General features: G+C 39.4%; 13 protein-coding genes. 6 read left to right on the top strand and 7 right to left on the bottom strand.

The genetic code is table 11. From position 1 onward, the window contains the following. Positions 1-74: 74 nt before the first annotated feature. Positions 75-2,723, top strand: a complete 2,649-nt coding sequence (locus tag V7K44_RS07210; protein ID WP_334930011.1) for a replicative DNA helicase — start codon at positions 75-77, stop codon at positions 2,721-2,723. Between the two features lie 55 nt (positions 2,724-2,778). On the opposite strand, the gene V7K44_RS07205 is transcribed toward V7K44_RS07210, so the two are convergent. The 3 genes from V7K44_RS07205 to V7K44_RS07195 form a co-directional block, all read right to left on the bottom strand. Further along, complete coding sequence (locus V7K44_RS07205) at positions 2,779-3,300, bottom strand: FKBP-type peptidyl-prolyl cis-trans isomerase (protein ID WP_334930009.1); 522 nt, start codon at positions 3,298-3,300, stop codon at positions 2,779-2,781. A 78-nt stretch (positions 3,301-3,378) separates the two neighbouring features. Further along, positions 3,379-3,702: a phasin family protein gene (locus tag V7K44_RS07200; RefSeq protein WP_094352173.1), complete on the bottom strand. Its 324-nt coding sequence runs from the start codon at positions 3,700-3,702 to the stop codon at positions 3,379-3,381. 340 nt (positions 3,703-4,042) lie between these two features. Then, complete coding sequence (locus tag V7K44_RS07195) at positions 4,043-4,453, bottom strand: 2TM domain-containing protein (RefSeq protein ID WP_334930006.1); 411 nt, start codon at positions 4,451-4,453, stop codon at positions 4,043-4,045. Between the two features lie 530 nt (positions 4,454-4,983). On the opposite strand from V7K44_RS07195, the gene V7K44_RS07190 reads away from it, so the two are divergent. Continuing rightward, positions 4,984-5,868: a ParA family protein gene (locus V7K44_RS07190; RefSeq protein ID WP_334930004.1), complete on the top strand. Its 885-nt coding sequence runs from the start codon at positions 4,984-4,986 to the stop codon at positions 5,866-5,868. Positions 5,869-6,291: 423 nt separating this feature from the next. Beyond that, complete coding sequence (locus V7K44_RS07185) at positions 6,292-9,675, top strand: amino acid permease (protein WP_334930002.1); 3,384 nt, start codon at positions 6,292-6,294, stop codon at positions 9,673-9,675. 74 nt (positions 9,676-9,749) lie between these two features. Here the strand turns inward: V7K44_RS07185 and V7K44_RS07180 are convergent, their stop codons facing one another. From V7K44_RS07180 to V7K44_RS07170, 3 genes are all read right to left on the bottom strand, one after another. Beyond that, on the bottom strand, positions 9,750-10,901 hold the full coding sequence (locus V7K44_RS07180) for a histidine decarboxylase (RefSeq protein WP_334929999.1): 1,152 nt from the start codon (positions 10,899-10,901) through the stop codon (positions 9,750-9,752). Between the two features lie 995 nt (positions 10,902-11,896). Further along, positions 11,897-12,199, bottom strand: coding sequence for a hypothetical protein (locus V7K44_RS07175; RefSeq protein WP_334929997.1), 303 nt, complete (start codon positions 12,197-12,199; stop codon positions 11,897-11,899). Between the two features lie 204 nt (positions 12,200-12,403). Next, complete coding sequence (locus V7K44_RS07170) at positions 12,404-12,583, bottom strand: hypothetical protein (protein WP_334929993.1); 180 nt, start codon at positions 12,581-12,583, stop codon at positions 12,404-12,406. 348 nt (positions 12,584-12,931) lie between these two features. Here V7K44_RS07170 and fldA point away from each other — a divergent pair, with 348 nt between their 5' ends. Together fldA and V7K44_RS07160 are read left to right on the top strand one after the other, a co-directional pair. Next, the gene (fldA, locus tag V7K44_RS07165) at positions 12,932-13,444 is read left to right on the top strand and encodes a flavodoxin FldA (RefSeq protein ID WP_334929991.1); all 513 of its coding nucleotides are present in this window, start codon (positions 12,932-12,934) and stop codon (positions 13,442-13,444) included. 67 nt (positions 13,445-13,511) lie between these two features. Then, positions 13,512-14,264, top strand: a complete 753-nt coding sequence (locus tag V7K44_RS07160) for an alpha/beta fold hydrolase (RefSeq protein ID WP_334929989.1) — start codon at positions 13,512-13,514, stop codon at positions 14,262-14,264. 54 nt (positions 14,265-14,318) lie between these two features. Here V7K44_RS07160 and V7K44_RS07155 read toward each other — a convergent pair whose 3' ends face one another. Beyond that, complete coding sequence (locus V7K44_RS07155; protein WP_334929987.1) at positions 14,319-14,498, bottom strand: hypothetical protein; 180 nt, start codon at positions 14,496-14,498, stop codon at positions 14,319-14,321. Positions 14,499-14,935: 437 nt separating this feature from the next. On the opposite strand from V7K44_RS07155, the gene V7K44_RS07150 reads away from it, so the two are divergent. After that, positions 14,936-16,378, top strand: coding sequence for a cytochrome ubiquinol oxidase subunit I (locus tag V7K44_RS07150; protein WP_334929985.1), 1,443 nt, complete (start codon positions 14,936-14,938; stop codon positions 16,376-16,378). Positions 16,379-16,453 lie beyond the last annotated feature (75 nt).

Below are 16,453 nucleotides of genomic sequence, written 5' to 3'. Positions count from 1 at the left end.
ATTAATCGCGTCTCTAATCCTACACAGACGCGATTAATCGCGTCTCTAGCAAAATCTCAACACTAAAATCGTTTATGGCTGAAGAATTGAGTTTTCAAGGCGATGGTAGTGATGCCTATGGCGGTAAACTACGCCTCCCACCACAAAATATTGAGGCGGAAGAAGCGATTTTGGGGGGGATTTTGCTAGATCCAGAAGCGATTAGTCGAGTTAGCGATCGCCTCCTTCCCGAAGCTTTTTACATTAGCGCTCACAAAGATATTTATCAAGCAGCTGTCAGGCTCCACGCCCAAGGTAAACCCACAGATTTACTCTCAGTAACCAGTTGGCTGACCGACCATGATTTGCTTGCCCGCATTGGTGGGAGAAATAAATTAGCAACTCTGGTAGACCGCACAGTGTCAGCGGTGAACATCGACGGGTTAGCCGGGTTAGTGATGGAAAAATACCTGCGGCGACAATTAATTAAAGCTGGCAATGAAATTGTACATCTTGGTTACGAGACAGAAACCGAATTACCACAGGTTTTAGATCAAGCAGAACAGAAAGTTTTCGGCGTTACTCAAGAACGTCCCCAATCGGGTTTAGTTCACATTTCTGATACTCTAATTAATAATTTCCAGGATATTGAAGATAGAAATCAAGGCATAGCCTTACCTGGGATACCTTGTGGATTTTACGATTTAGATGCCATGACTAGCGGCTTTCAGCGTTCTGATTTAATCATTGTCGCTGGCAGGCCATCAATGGGAAAAACAGCATTTTGCTTAAACCTTGCTCATAATATCGCCGCTTCTTATAAATTACCAGTTGCTTTTTTCAGCTTAGAAATGTCCAAAGAGCAACTGACGCAACGTTTATTAGCTAGTGAAGCGCAAATTGAAAGTAGTTATTTGCGAACTGGCCGCCTGAGTCAAACGCAGTGGGAACCTTTAAGCCGTGCGATTGGTATCCTCTCCGAGATGCCGATTTATATTGACGATACGCCGAATATTACAGTTACACAAATGCGTAGTCAGTCAAGAAGATTACAAGCTGAAATTGGAACTGAATTAGGATTAATTGTAATAGATTACTTGCAATTGATGGAAGGAGCAGGTGATAATCGCGTACAAGAATTATCAAAAATTACGCGTCAACTCAAAGGTTTAGCGCGGGAATTATCTGTACCAGTAATTGCTTTATCTCAGTTGAGCCGCGGGGTAGAAGCGCGGACTAACAAGCGTCCGATGTTATCTGATTTGAGAGAATCCGGTTGTTTAGCAGGCGATAGTCTGGTGACATTAGCAGATAGTGGACTGCAAGTACCAATTAAAGAATTAGCAGGTAAATCTGGTTTTGCAGTTTGGGCGTTGAACGAAGCTACAATGCAGCTAGAAAAGGCAATTGTTAGCAATGCTTTTTCCACAGGTACAAAGCCCCTGTTTACTTTAACAACTCGATTGGGTCGAAAAATCCGTGCCACAGGTAATCACAAGTTTTTAACAATTAATGGCTGGAAAAGACTTGATGAATTAACTCCTAAACAACATCTATGTTTACCAAGACATCTCCCTAGTTTTGGTAAAAAGACCATGACTTATGCGGAAGTTGCATTATTAGGGCATTTAATTGGTGATGGTTGTACATTGCCACGTCATGCTATACAGTACACTACCAGAGAGATAGATTTAGCTCATAATATTGCTTTTTTGGCAACAGAAGTTTTTGGAGATTCAATTGTTCCTAGAATTTCGCCTGAACGTGGGTGGTATCAAGTTTACTTATCCGCAGCACAGAATCTAACTCATCGTGTGAGAAATCCAATAGCCAAATGGCTAGACTCTCTCGGTGTTTTTGGTTTAAGGTCTTATGAAAAATTTGTACCTCAAGAATTGTTCTCACAACCCCAAGAGTTAATAGGTTGCTTTCTAAGACACCTTTGGAGTACAGATGGCTGTATAAAATTGGTTTCAGGAAAAAACTTAAGACCTATTGTATATTATACAACGAGTAGCCAAAGACTAGCTTTTGATATACAGACACTTTTGTTAAGACTTGGCATTAACGCAACACTCAGGACAGTTCCTCAAGTTGGAAAAGGCAGAAATCAATATCATGTAATAATCACTGGTAAGCCCGATCTCCAGTTGTTTATCATTCATGTTGGAGCAGTAGGAGAATATAAGCTACGTTCACTCCAAGATATTTTCCAACACCTTGAAAACAGTATCCACAACCCTAATAGAGATATAATTCCGAAGGATGTTTGGAAAATAGAGGTTGTACCTGCGATGCAAGCTATTGGCTTCACCACACGGATATTACAAGCCTCTATTGGAGTTTCGTATTGTGGCTCTACTCTTTACAAAGTAAATTTAAGTCGAGAAAGAGCTTTAAAAGTTGGCAACATTGTTCAATCATCTAAACTGGTTACTCTTGCCAAAAGTGATGTTTATTGGGATGAAATAGTTTCAATTGAATATAGTGGCGAGGAAGAAGTGTTTGACCTCACCGTTCCTGGTTTGCATAATTTTGTTGCAAATAATATTATTGTTCACAATTCCATTGAACAAGATGCGGATTTAGTAATAATGTTATACCGCGATGAATATTACTCTCCCGATACTCCCGATCGCGGCATTGCAGAAGTAATTATAGCTAAACATCGCAACGGCCCTACAGGGACTGCGAAACTTTTGTTTAATCCACAATTTACAAAGTTTCAAAATTTAAAAATTTAGCCGTTGAATTGGGGACTGGGGACTGGCAGAAACCAATACCCAATATCCCCAATCCCTATTTAACTCCCAGCAATTCCACTTCAAAAATTAGAGTTGCATTAGGTGGAATCACGCCACCAGCACCACGAGCGCCATAGCCTAATTCCGAGGGGATGATTAACTGACGCAGACCGCCTACTTTCATGGTGCTAAGTCCTTCATCCCAACCTTTGATTACCTGTCCAGCACCGATTTTAAAGCTGAAGGGTTGACCGCGATCGCGTGAACTATCAAACTTAGTACCATCTTCTAGAGTGCCGACATAGTGAACTTCAACCGTTTGTCCAGGTTTAGGAGTCGCCCCAGTGCCCTCTTTTAACTCGACATACTTTAATCCAGAGGGAGTGGTTACGGTATTAGCATCAGACATAGTATTACTCGCAATTAAGATATTGTTTTCAGTTACAGTTGTGGCAGCTGGCGGCGTTTGGGTTAACTCGGCAGCAATTGCAGTATTCTGTTTACTTCCTACTTGCCCCACAATCAAAAGCACAACACACACCAGCATGAACGCCACACTGAGGAAAATTGGTTTCAAAATCAGTTCTCCTTACTTAGGTATCCTGGCAAAAAGATTACCAACAGGACACATTTAGTTTAAATCACAAAGGACATTCTAACGCCAAAGCTTATTTTCTAAATCGCGCAATTGCCGCTCTAAACGGTCAATTCTACCCCTCAACTCGTCCACTTCTGACTGGCGAGCCACCCCCAAATCCTGCATCATATTTCGCATTTGCCGTTGCATTTGCACATCGAAGTTTCCCTGTTCCGACTTTAACTGTTGGGCGATATCATCTATTACCGCCTTGGCTTGCTCAGGATTGAGCTTACCGTCTTTGACTAAATCATCGCTGACTTGCCGCAGTTTTTCTGCGACTATAGACGTTGTACCAAGACCCACCATCATTAACTGTTGCAACCAGTTGTTATTGTCCATACTCCCTTCCTTTTATCTTATTAACCAGGCGACCCTTGCTCCTGAGTTTAGGCAATCAAGCTTCTTAAAACGTAGTTATTCTAGCCTACAGCTCTATTTTGGCAAATTGGCAAGCACAAGGATAAGGATCGAAGGTCGTGATTATACAACTCCTCAAGTTTAAGGTTGCCCAAATTTACCTAATTTGCGATGTTATGGGCAATTACCCATAAATTACAAAGCTCACACTCACCCCTGGACGTGAATGTGAGTAGTTTATGGGAAGATTTTATCTAGAAGGAGGCACAAATTTAGACAACAGCGATCGCTGAATATCCAGGATTTATCGTAAAAGGAGAAGTTAAAGTTGTGTACGCCATTTCTGAAAAGCGATCTCGTAATCTTCTGATTTACTCTGATAAACACTCCACCAATGAAAAAATATTCCTAATCCCCATCCTAATATTGGGAAAATAGCCCAAAAATAACTAGGACTAGTGATTAAATTTAAGAGAATGAGGAATAAATTCACTGCTAGGAAAGAAACAAAGTGTGTCCAAAAAGCTCTGCGTCGGAAAGTATTAAATGTGTGTCGTAAACGTTCCTCTTCTTGTTGAGCCAACCACTTTTGTTCCGTTGTTTCCAAAATCTTAGAAGAAATACCTAACTCAGATGCCATTTCTAAAAGCTGTTCTCGTGAAAATTCACCTTTGTTTTTACGAGTGAGTGCTTTTTGCAGGATTTGTTCTATATCTTCTGAATCGTAAGTCATTTTAATTACCTTATAAGTTTGTGTGTAAATGCGCCTTTGATTTCACGAAATTATCGATCGGCTTCGTTCAATTCAATTAGCAAATGCATCCACATTTTGCACCCAATACTTAGTGATATTCACAACACTATTATTTTCTCACAATTGATTTAAGGCTACTGTATTTGTCAATACCTCTATAATTTTTGATGAGAGCGATCGCTATTACGGCGTTAAGCCAAATATTGTCATTATGGAGTAAAGGATTCTGGTAGAACAATTCCAGGTAAAAACCCAACTACATTTTGCTGCCTCAATCGAGTAAACATCCCTGAAATCAATCCTGAAATCAATATTTTGAATTTCCAAAAATATTAAATTTAATGAAAAATTTAAGATATCAGCAGGGGTGTACGCTACCTAGTAGTCTGTCAAGTTTGATTTGATCGGTTCGTAGTCTGTGCTTTAGCGCTAACTACAAACAATCCACACCCCTCAATTATTTCTTGACAGACTAGTAGATGGGAATGCGTCAATAGAGGACTTAATCAATGGGATATGTAATTGCTACTGCCAATATGAAAGGTGGTGTTGGTAAAACCACCCTCACGGTCAACTTAGCTACCTGTTTAGCTAAAAATCATGGCAAGCGGGTGCTGGTTCTTGATTTAGACAGCCAAATTAGCGCCACACTCAGTTTGATGTCGCCTTTAGATTTTGCCAAGCTTCGTAAACAAAGTAAGACATTTAGGTATCTGATAGACGAAGTTATCAATCCAGATCCACAAGCAAAATTCACAATTCAGGATATTGTTAAATCCCAGGTTTGTAATCTTCCTGGGCTAGATTTATTACCAGGAGATATCGATTTATATGATGAATTTGTTGTTTCAGAAATGCTGCATCAGCAAGCAACTGTTTTAGGCGAACAGGACTTTGAAACGATTTGGAATCGCTTTGAAAGGGTCTTAATTAATAACATTTTAAAACCAGTACGTCAAGAATATGATTTTATCCTTCTCGATTGCGCCCCTGGCTATAATCTATTGACTCGTAGTGCTTTAGCCGCCAGCGATTTCTACATACTCCCTGCTAAACCCGAACCATTATCTGTAGTGGGTATTCAATTGCTAGAAAGACGGATTGCCCAATTAAAAGATAGTCACGGACATGAAACCAAGATAGATATAAAAATGCTGGGAATTGTATTTAGTATGTCCAGCGCTAACCTGCTCACTGGTAGATACTATAAGCAAGTAATGCACCGCGTTGTCGAAGATTTTGGTGTCGAGAAAATTTGTAAAGTACAAATACCGGTTGATGTCAATGTTGCTAAAGCTGTTGATAGTTTTATGCCAGCTGTTTTAAATGCTCCTCAATCAGCAGGTTCAAAAGCTTTCTTGCAATTAACTCAGGAGTTATTGCAAAAGCTATAGCTCTAGTTAATCATTGATGAACAACATAATTTCTGATTTATGAAATTAGAGATATGAATGTAAAGACGTAGCAGTGCTACGTCTTTACAAGGGTTTCAGGCAATAAATAATTAATTTCTGGATGTCTATTAAATTAAGTCGGAAATCTGAACCTTTCGATTTTCACTAAGGTCTGAAGAAAGAGAATTTCTATTTACTCCTCGATAAACAAGCTACGTGGAACAAATCTCAAATCCCAAAGTTAAAATTCTTTCTGTAAGAAAAATACTTTAGGTATGGAGTAAATCTAAAATCTAAAATCTAAAATTACCAATTCAGTGACAAATGAGTTATCTTTTTCTAAAGTTCAGCAGTTATACGGAAGCTATAATCGGTGAGATTCAGCTATTGAGTGAAAAGGTCAGTAAATCTCACTAAGAAACAATGGTTAGTAACGATTCTGCACGGGCGGACAACAATCAGCACTTGCTAATGCGCCTACCACGGACTCTAAGTTATCTCGAAACCTGGGGCTTTGGATTAACTGGTCATGTTGGATGGATTGGTACTGCCCCCATCATTCATGCAGCGTTAGGGCCGAAAGCTATCTTAGTTTGGTTTTTTGGCACAATTATTTCCTTCTTGCTTAACTTGCAGGTACAAAGTCTAGGTAGGCATTGGTCAGATGTTGCCGGAGGAACACCAAACTATACCACAAGGCTATTAAAGAACTTCCCTGGCTTAGGCCGTTACGTAGCATTAGGATACTTTTTTAGCTGGGCAGCAGCACCAGCACTGTATGCAATTATTCTCACCAACCTAATTAAAGTCAATTTTGAAACATTAGGTGTTTCTTGTCCAGAAACTTTCTTAAAAGTCTTATTTACAGCAATTCCATTTATTTTAGCGTTCAGTGGCACCCGTGCTTTAGCGCTTCTACATTTATTTTTTGTATTTCCAGCGATTTTATTACTGTTATTGTTTTGTGTTCAAGGTGTATTATGGTTAGCCTTTTCATCTCCTAGTTTTCAATTTTCCCCAACTAGCACACATAGCCTAAGCTTTGAAGAATGGACAAAGTGGTTTTTTCTAGCTAGCTATTCAATTTACGCTTGTGAAACCACTTCTTCTTTTGTTGCTGACAGTCGCCATCCATATAAAACTTTAAAGTTTTTAACCGTAGCTGCTTGGTTAATTCCTCCGGTGTTTATAGGTGGTTCTTGGGTATTAATGTGTTCGGCTCCCAATCCCAGAATAGGTGACGACGCATTCTTAAATCTAGTAGCAGCTTCTAAGCCTTTTTGGGGTGAATTTGCCCCCTTTCTAGTAACACTTCTGATTACTATATCTTGCCTTTTAAGTTCTGCTACAGCAGTTTCTAACTCTCCTCGGATATTATACCAGCTTGCCTTAGACAGACAGCTTGCTCCTATCTTTGCATTAGTTTCCCGTCAAGGTGTCCTTGTACCTGCTATTTTAGTTACCTTTCTACTCAGTTTGCTTTGTCTAAATTTGGGAAATATATCTCAACTTGTCACAGTAGCAGGCACCTGTTATCTCATGTCTATTATGGGTCTACATCTGGGATTATGGATGTGTCGTGGCAAAGCATACGTGTTATGGCCTTGGTGGTCACTTAGTTTTTTCTTGGTAGAGACGGTAGTTCTAATAGTGGGAGGTTTAGCTTGGAACTGGAGAGATTTCTTAGTAGGATTATTATTACCCATTATTTTGATGAGTGGAGATTTAGTGCTACGTCGCTTAAGATTTGCGCCATTACACCCAAATTGGTGGACACAGCGTTACGATACTAAGTCTATTAGAAATAATCCAGATTTTGTAGTATTACAAGTGATTGTGTTAGTATCATTGATTTGTATTACTGCCACAATCAGTTGGGTTATTCGCGATTTTTTAGATAGACTTTCTAATCATCCTCAAAATTCTTTCCTAGCGATTTTATTAGTGACGCTTTCTTTTACAGGAGTTGCGATCGCTTGCTGGACAACCTTACCACAAATCATTGCTATTGATGAAGCACGCAAACAAGCAAGAAACCTATTTATCACTACTCTAGATACTGTTCCCGATACTGTTTTAGTATTAGATGAAGACGGGAAAATTTCTCAGACAAATGCCGCTGCTGAAGAATTATTTCAAACAAGTATTCAGGAGTTACTTGGGCAAAACTTGAATCAACTTCTAATATGCTATCGCGGCAAACCGGAGCAATGGTCTACTAGAAGCGAGCAAAGCTTGAAAATTAACCAAGGTTTGCGAATTGTTGAATCGACGATTTCCCAGCCATTTAATTCTCTGCTACGAGAATATATTGTTATTGTTCGTGACATCACTAAGCGGAAGCTAGCAGAGGAAGAATTAGTCCAGTATCGTTATCAGCTTGAGCAGTTGGTGCTAGAACGCACTATTGAACTGATTAGAGTTAATCAACAACTTCAACAAGACATTATTAAACGTCAAGAAGCACAAGAACAATTACTGCATAATAGTCTTCATGATGGGCTAACTGGATTACCTAATCAACGATTATTTATGGAGCGGGTGCAGCAGGCAATAGAACAGTCTAAACAGCAAAATAATTATTTATTTGCTGTACTCTTCTTAGACCTAGATCGCTTTAAAGTTGTTAATGACAGCCTTGGACATTTACAAGGAAATCAACTTTTGATTTCAATTTCTCATCGGCTCAAGTCAGTTCTGCGAGGCAGAGATATAGTAGCCCGTTTTGGTGGAGATGAGTTCACAATTTTAATTGAAGAAATTGAGGATATCAATACCGCAATACAGGTAGCCGAACGAATTAAAAAGGTGCTAGCTTTACCATTTCAATTAAATGAGCATCGGGTGTTTACTAATGTTAGTATTGGCATTGCTTTAAGCAGAGAAGATTATGAGCAAGCAGCGCAGATTTTACGCGATGCTGATGTGGCAATGTATTGTGCCAAATCACTTGGTAAGGCACGTTATGAGGTTTTTGATCCAAAGATGCACAAGGGTGCAGCTTTGCTATTAGAGTTAGAAACTGCTCTACGAAATGCACTGCTCAAGCAAGAAGAATTTCGCCTTGATTACCAGCCAATTGTTTCACTAATAACTGGCAAAATTATTGGATTTGAGGCACTGATACGTTGGTATCATCCAGAACGAGGACTTATTTCCCCTCAAGATTTTATTCCTTTGGCTGAGGAAACTGGAATGATTATTAGTATTGGTCAATGGGTGCTTTATGAAGCCTGTCACCAAATGCACAAATGGCATAAACAATTTCCTACCTCACAACCTCTGACGATTAGCGTAAATTTTTCTGGTAAACAAATTACGCAACCTGATGTGTTTAAACAGGTTAAACATATTTTGCAGCAAACTGGACTGGAGCCATGCTGTTTGAAATTGGAGATTACTGAAAGCTTGTTGATGGATAATTTTGAATTAGCTACCACTGTGCTTTCACAGTTAACAGCGCTGAATGTTGAAATGCACATGGATGATTTTGGAACTGGCTATTCATCCTTAAGTTATCTACATCGCCTACCAATCAAAACCATTAAGATTGACCGCTCTTTTGTCACCAGTATAGGTAGTCGAGGAGAAAACTTAGAAATTATTCGAGCAATTGTGACATTAGCCCATAATTTAAATATGTCTGTAACAGCAGAAGGCATAGAAACTGTAGACCAATTAGCACAATTGAAGGCTTTACAATGTGATTATGGGCAAGGGTATTTTTTCTTACCACCTATGGAACAGGCAGAAGTAGAAATACTACTTGCTGCTAATTTGTGCGGAAAAAACTTTTTAAAAAGATAAAATCTTGGAAGCAAATTCTGTTTAGAGAAACACTTTGTCAAACTGGGCAATAAATTTCACTTGACAATCTATTCTTAATGTAGCGCTGATTGTAGTTGGAAATTGTCTACGTTATCGAGCAACCCTTCTTCTAACAAAAGTTCGTTAACAAAAGTATCAATTTTGTGCCGATCGATATTTTGCATGACTACAATGTGTACCCAATTTTCATAAATCGCTAACTGCCACTTTTTAATTAACCTTTGAGAAGGTTTTTGAAACACTACGGTATTAGAAAATTTATTGAGCATACATGGATATTCTCTGATTTTAAGTTGTTGGAAAAGATATTGGGCATTAGCTATACAAGTCTTTGCTTCTTTGGCTAATCCATCATAACCTCTTGTTTTCATTGCATACCAGAGAATCAGAGGGGTATGACCGTTTCTAGATCCGAGAATTGTTGTATCTGACGATCCAATATATTCAATTTCTGTTTCAACTTTTTCTACCCATTTTTTCTTGGTTAAAACTACACCGCAAGGCAAGGGTGAACCAATGAATTTAGCAGAAATAGCTATACTATCTATGGGTTTTTGAAAGTTAACTTGTGGAGCGCCATCTAGAAAGGGTAATATTAATCCTGAAAGGGCGGCATCACAATGAATGTAGTAATCTTTAATCTGATTGCGTTCTAAGATTTCGAGAACTTTGTCTAAGTTATCAATTGCGCCTTTGACAGTAGTCCCAATATTCAAATTGACGATCGCAGGATAATTGCGATTTTCGCTAATGAGTTGTTCAAAATGTTCATAATTCATCTCTCCATTTATTTGTGAGTTAACAACATTATGTTGAATGCGGAATAATTTTGCTGCTTTTGGTATGGAGTAATGAGAGTCTTGTGATGAGTAAAGAATCCCATCGGGATAGATTTCTCTTGCTAAGAATATTCCATATAAATTACCTTCAGTTCCGCCAGCAGTAACATAACCCCAAAACTCATTTTCTGGAATTTTATAGAGTTGGGCAAAAAAAGATAATACTTCTTGCTCAAACTTACGAGAATGGAGACCAAAATCTGGTTCAATATATGGATCTCCAGCATTATTTAACAGAAGATTGAAAAATTTAGCGATCGCACTGTAATCACAACTTAAATTATATGGATAGCCTGCATGAAGCTGCGATCGCTGTTCTATTTGCAGCAGAAAATCAGCCAATTCCTTAGCGACTTTATTTGGCATATCTTTGTATCTCTTAAATTTTGATTGAGTTAATGGATGTTTTAAGCTACATTCTACGTATTAATCCATACCTTTATATTTTCTTAATAATTTATCAATTTGGCTCCTCAACTGAAGATAATACAGTGAAAATACTGATAAATATTCAGTAATAATACCCAAATTTTTTCTATAAAAGTATATTACACTTAGAACTTCTGCATAATACGAGATAACCATAATGCGTATTACGTAAAATATTTTTCAGTCGCTGACTGCAACCTGATTTAAGCACATATTTAACTTTGTGCCAGTTGCGTAATTTCTGGGAATGACTAGGCTATAAAAGTGAAGTTCGCATAAGCGGACTTCATCAAGCTAAAAAGACATTTCCAGAAATTAAATATGCGTTATACAGAACCCTAATAAAGACTTAGCATTGCTCGTCTCTATATTCTTTTTCACTTTAAAGTTGATATAAGCCGCAGGGGAGCAGGCTTGTCGTGAGCGTAGCCGAACGCGGGCAAGGGTAAAGAGTTAGAGATAAATCATTTGTATCAAGCATTTCGTGAATGGTATCACAGCTGGTTTCAAGTAAATGAGGTACAAAATGCAGGATTTGCCCATCAAAGATAAAAAGTTTCTCCTTGCTCCTGCCTCAAAACCTGTAGCTTTGTACTTCATATAAAACAAAACTGCTGTAAGGGACTTCTAAATAAAAAAATACTCAATTACTTAATTTGAGTTCGGGTTAAAGATAAGTAGGTAAAAGCCACTCCAGTTGAAGGCTAGGTTTCTTAGGTTGATGACAATAAGCGATTAATCTACAAAGAACGTTAACGCAAAAATTAACGTTACTAAACAAAGCATCTAAACTAAACATAGGACAGGTTACTGAATTTATTATTATTTTCAGCTTACTACGTGTCCTTATCCCGAACTCAGGTTAATTAATTTCTTTAATTACGAACTACGAATTAACAATTAGGAATTATATTGAGATAGGTTCCAAATTATCATTGAGAACATTCTGCTAAATTTTTCTTAGCGTAATTACAATCAAAATAAATTAAAGCTTCTCTACTAGAAGAAAATGTTGTAGTTGTGGTGTATGGGTCACTTTCTGGACTTGGTTCATATAGCCAAATTTTCAAATAGTAATTATTATTATCATCTGTAGACCATAATTCATAACGGTAATTACCTCCCGATCCCTCACTAGTTAAATAGTCAGCTAGTGCTGTATTTGATGTGGAGACAAAGCTCAATACAGTCAAAATAGGAACGACGGCTAGTTTTAGTATTTGAATTAATTTCATAAATGCACAAAAAACTTACTCCCTCTAGCTTCCTTTACCGAAGTGATTTTTGAAACCAGTAATTATCAGGGATATTTTGTGAGGATATCGTAAGACGCGATAAATCGCGTCTCTACAAGCGTCATCGATCGCACTATTTATCAATTTTATTGATTAAATAGCTGAAAACTGCTATCAGTAAATTCTTCTAGAAAAGAGTCTGATTCATTCTCCAGAGGTTTGAAAAACTGGCTGTGTTGCTCTATTTTGGGTGCCGGAAAACATGAATAACTGTTGATTCTCTGGTAAAGCTGAACCTTCACCGAGATAACGATGAAGTCCTACTGCCATATCTCCTGTAGGAGTGAGTTTAAAACTAACTTCTTCAAATTCAGCTTTACGCAAAAGTTTGCGGATTCGAGTAAGTGCGAGGTTTCTGACCAATTAAGGTACAAGAATTCTTGCTGCCTCATATAGTTTTCGGTTTTTTCCTGAAATACTTAACAAAACTTTACTGAATTAAATGAAAAAGACTCTCAATAATTCTGGTAGTATATCTTCAGAGTTATTGAGACTAATACTCATTAAGTAAGCCATGTATTTCAGCTATTTGCAAACTTTCTGAAAAGATAACGCTTTTGACTTGCGTGGCTGTTCAAACACTGGAGTCGATGCCAGGGAATGCTGGATTAACCAACCTCTGAGGGCGACTTTTCAGTAAAGCACACAACTATTTATTTATCAGGTGTCAATATGTCAAAAAAAATTGGTTTGTTTTACGGTACTCAAACTGGCAACACTGAATCTGATGCTGAAAAAATCCGGGATGAGTTTGGTGGTGATATTGTGACATTACATCCCATTTATGAGGCGGATAGTACCACTTTTGATGAGTATAACTTGCTGATTATTGGCTCTCCTACTTGGGATATTGGTCAACTTCAGAGCGATTGGGAAGGCTTTTTCTCCGATCTAGATGAAATAGATTTTAGTGGTAAGCTGGTTGCCTATTTTGGTGATGGAGACCAATATGGCTATAGCGATAATTTCCAGGATGCAATAGGAATTCTGGAAGAAAAAATTTCCCAACGGGGTGGTAAAACTGTTGGTTACTGGCCAACTGAGGGGTATGAATTCGATCAATCTAGAGCTTTGAGAAATGGCAAGTTTGTCGGATTGGCACTTGATGAAGGTAGTCAATCTGATTTAACAGATGAGCGAATTAAAACTTGGGTTGCTCAGTTGAAGACAGAATTTGGTTTGTAGAGATTTGGGGCGTACAGCTAGCTGTGCGCCTTTATTGAAGTTGATAATTTAGAAGTTATAGGTATTTATGTCTGATTCATTTGATATTTTATGGTTAAGCGCCAGTCCTGTTTTGCAGCGTTTTGATAAACCATTACTTGAATATTTATCTAGGTATATAAATGTCGCCCAGTGGGAATACCAGCAAACCAAAGATGAAGCCAGTTCCATAGATCAAGCTGTGGATTTGCTATATGAGTTTTTAGAATGGCGCGATCGCCCCGTGCATTTAGCAGGGCATGGGATGGGTGGTGCGATCGCTTTAACCTTTGCGCGGCGATTTCCCCAAAAAGTGCGATCGCTCACTCTGCTGGCTGTTGCAGCTCAACCTGCAAATAATTGGCAAGCTCATTATTACTTTCAACGACAACTTTTTAGCATCAGCCGTGAGTTAGTTTTAGCAAGCAGCGTTCGCAGTCTTTTTGGAAATCAACCACCTCATACTACTAAAAAGTTAGTAGCTGCCTTAGATAAAGATTTAGAACAATCTCCCACGTCACACTCTTTATTTAAGTTGGTTTATTTACCCAAGGGTGGAGTTTCTATGCCAATGATGGTATGTGGTAGCAAGAGCGATCCGGTAGTCAACTCAACTGTATTGCATGACTGGTTGAATTGGTTTAAGCCAGAAGATAAGCTCTGGGAATGCCCAGAAGGATATCATTTTTTTCACTACTTCTATCCTCAACAGGTTGGCGAACAGATTTTGAGTTTTTGGCAACACCACCATCCGCATTTACTGGAAGCATCTGCACTATCTTTTAGCACTTCTACAAATTAGTAAGATACAGGAGTGCGATCGCCTTTGGTGTTGGTGCTGCGATCGCTAATCATTTTACCACTCACTAGATTTACCCATTTGTCGAGAGTTCAAAACAAAACAAAACTCTCCAGCTTTCACAGCTTGATACAAATCTGCATCAGGTTGGCGTGTGACGTAGGTAGGTGCATTAGCAGGAAGACTACCACCAAATTGATATTGATAATCTTGGGGAACAGGCGAATTTATAGTCATACTTTATATGGCTAATGGTTTAAATTATACCTAAAAGTCGTGTTGAGGTACTTCAAAGTCGTGTTGAGGTACTTCAAAGTCGTGTTGAGGTACTTCAAAGTCGTGTTGAGGTACTCCAAAGTCGTTTTGAGGTACTCCAAAGTCGTTTTGAGGTACTCCAAAGTCGTTTTGAGGTACTTCAAAGTCGTTTTGAGGTACTCCAAAGTCGTTTTGAGGTACTTCAAAGTCGTGTTGAGGTACTTCAAAGTCGTGTTGAGGTACTCCAAACTTTGTCGCACCGCGATCGAGTACTACAAAATGCTCGTGTAGGCAGACTCAGTTACAACGGATAAAATTTTCGTACTCCTCTTGTGTTCCCAGTGGTATCTTTAATGCATTCGGCTATAACCCAAAGATGCTGTGCAAGTAAAGATTTAAAGGAATTCAGAGGTTAGTTCATGGATTTTCTGTCGGATACCGTTGCCCTATCGCGGATGCAGTTTGCACTGACGGCGATCTTTCACATGCTATGGCCTGTTCTCACCACTGGGATGGGGATTTATTTAGTCATCGTCGAAGGAATGTGGCTCAAAACACGCAATCCCGATTACTATCACCATGCTCGTTTCTGGGCAAAGTTATATGTGTTGAACTTCGGTATTGGTGTAGCATCCGGTTTGCCGATGGAGTTTCAATTTGGCACTAACTGGGCACCGTTTTCTGAAGCGGTAGGCGACTTTTTTGGCAGCATTCTAGGTTTTGAGGCTTCGATGGCATTCATGCTGGAAGCCGGATTTTTGGGGATTATGCTGTTTGGCTGGGAACGAGTCAACCCAGTGATTCACTATTTTGCCACCATTATGGTTGCCTTTGGCGCAAACCTATCTACCTTCTGGATTTTAGCGGCAAACTCTTGGTTGCAAACCCCGGCAGGTGGAGAAATGGTGAACGGGAAGTTTGTTGTCGATGATTACTTTCAGGCAATTTTAAATCCCTTCATGCTCAACAGCGTCTCGCATATGTTTTTGGCGACGCTGGAAACTTCGCTGTTTGTGATTGGAGGAATTAGCGCCTGGTATATTCTCAACAAGCGTCATGAAGCTTTCTTCGCGCGATCGCTTAAAATTGTCTTGGCAATTGCGATCGCTGTCACCCCATTACAAATCTACGTCGGACACCTCAGCGCCGAACAGGTAGCAGATTATCAACCTACCAAACTCGCGGCAATGGAGGCCAAGTGGGAAACTAGTCCCGCCGGTCAACCTGCTCCCTGGAGTGTAGTGGCATTACCCAATAACCAGACTGAGCAAAATGATTGGGAAATCTCAATTCCCAACGGCTTAGGCTACATTTTGGAATTCAAACAGAACCTCTCTAAACCCGTTCTCGGACTGAAACATTGGAAGCCTGAAGATCGCCCCCGGATGGTGGGTTTGATTTATTATTCCTTCCGTATTATGAGCGGCATTGGCTTCTTCTTGGCTGGATTGATGGGACTCAGTGTGATTCAGTGGTTGCGGGGGAAACTCTCACCAGAAGCGATCGCCGGGCAGAAATGGCTACTGCGAATCTGGATTTTGGCGGCTCCATTGGGCTACATCGCCGTCGAATCAGGCTGGATTGTGCGTTGTGTTGGGCGGCAACCTTGGGTGCTTTACGGGCAAATTCGCACCGCAGACGGAGTTTCTCACCTACCTGCTAGTGAAGTCTTAACATCCCTGCTAATTTTTGCTGGAATTTATACAGCCCTGTTTATTTGTGCTTTATTCTTTGGTAGTCGGATCATTCGTCAAGGCCCCAATCTAGAGCTTCCGGTTCTAGGCACTGACACCGAACCTGCCGCAGATACTACTCCGGCTGAATTTGTTCCAGATCAACGTCCTGTCGAAGCAGAGCAATGAAACCAATTCGCAATTCGCAATGGGCTAACGCCCCGCTCCGCTAACGCAATTCGCAATGAAGATTGCTGTTAGCGG

The sequence above is a fragment of the Nostoc sp. genome, assembly GCF_036917235.1.
Classification (GTDB): Bacteria; Cyanobacteriota; Cyanobacteriia; order Cyanobacteriales; family Nostocaceae; genus Nostoc.
Note: the sequence above shows the minus strand (reverse complement) of the source record. Positions and strands in the feature narration are given on the sequence as shown.

Bases quoted from the DNA above. Each gene is read 5' to 3' on its own strand.
- V7K44_RS07210 (WP_334930011.1), top strand. From the start codon at position 75: ATGGCTGAAGAATTGAGTTTTCAAGGCGATGGTAGTGATGCCTATGGC.
- V7K44_RS07200 (WP_094352173.1), bottom strand. From the start codon at position 3,702: ATGGACAATAACAACTGGTTGCAACAGTTAATGATGGTGGGTCTTGGT.
- V7K44_RS07195 (WP_334930006.1), bottom strand. From the start codon at position 4,453: ATGACTTACGATTCAGAAGATATAGAACAAATCCTGCAAAAAGCACTC.
- V7K44_RS07190 (WP_334930004.1), top strand. From the start codon at position 4,984: ATGGGATATGTAATTGCTACTGCCAATATGAAAGGTGGTGTTGGTAAA.
- V7K44_RS07185 (WP_334930002.1), top strand. From the start codon at position 6,292: ATGGTTAGTAACGATTCTGCACGGGCGGACAACAATCAGCACTTGCTA.
- V7K44_RS07180 (WP_334929999.1), bottom strand. From the start codon at position 10,901: ATGCCAAATAAAGTCGCTAAGGAATTGGCTGATTTTCTGCTGCAAATA.
- V7K44_RS07175 (WP_334929997.1), bottom strand. From the start codon at position 12,199: ATGAAATTAATTCAAATACTAAAACTAGCCGTCGTTCCTATTTTGACT.
- fldA (WP_334929991.1), top strand. From the start codon at position 12,932: ATGTCAAAAAAAATTGGTTTGTTTTACGGTACTCAAACTGGCAACACT.
- V7K44_RS07160 (WP_334929989.1), top strand. From the start codon at position 13,512: ATGTCTGATTCATTTGATATTTTATGGTTAAGCGCCAGTCCTGTTTTG.
- V7K44_RS07155 (WP_334929987.1), bottom strand. From the start codon at position 14,498: ATGACTATAAATTCGCCTGTTCCCCAAGATTATCAATATCAATTTGGT.
- V7K44_RS07150 (WP_334929985.1), top strand. From the start codon at position 14,936: ATGGATTTTCTGTCGGATACCGTTGCCCTATCGCGGATGCAGTTTGCA.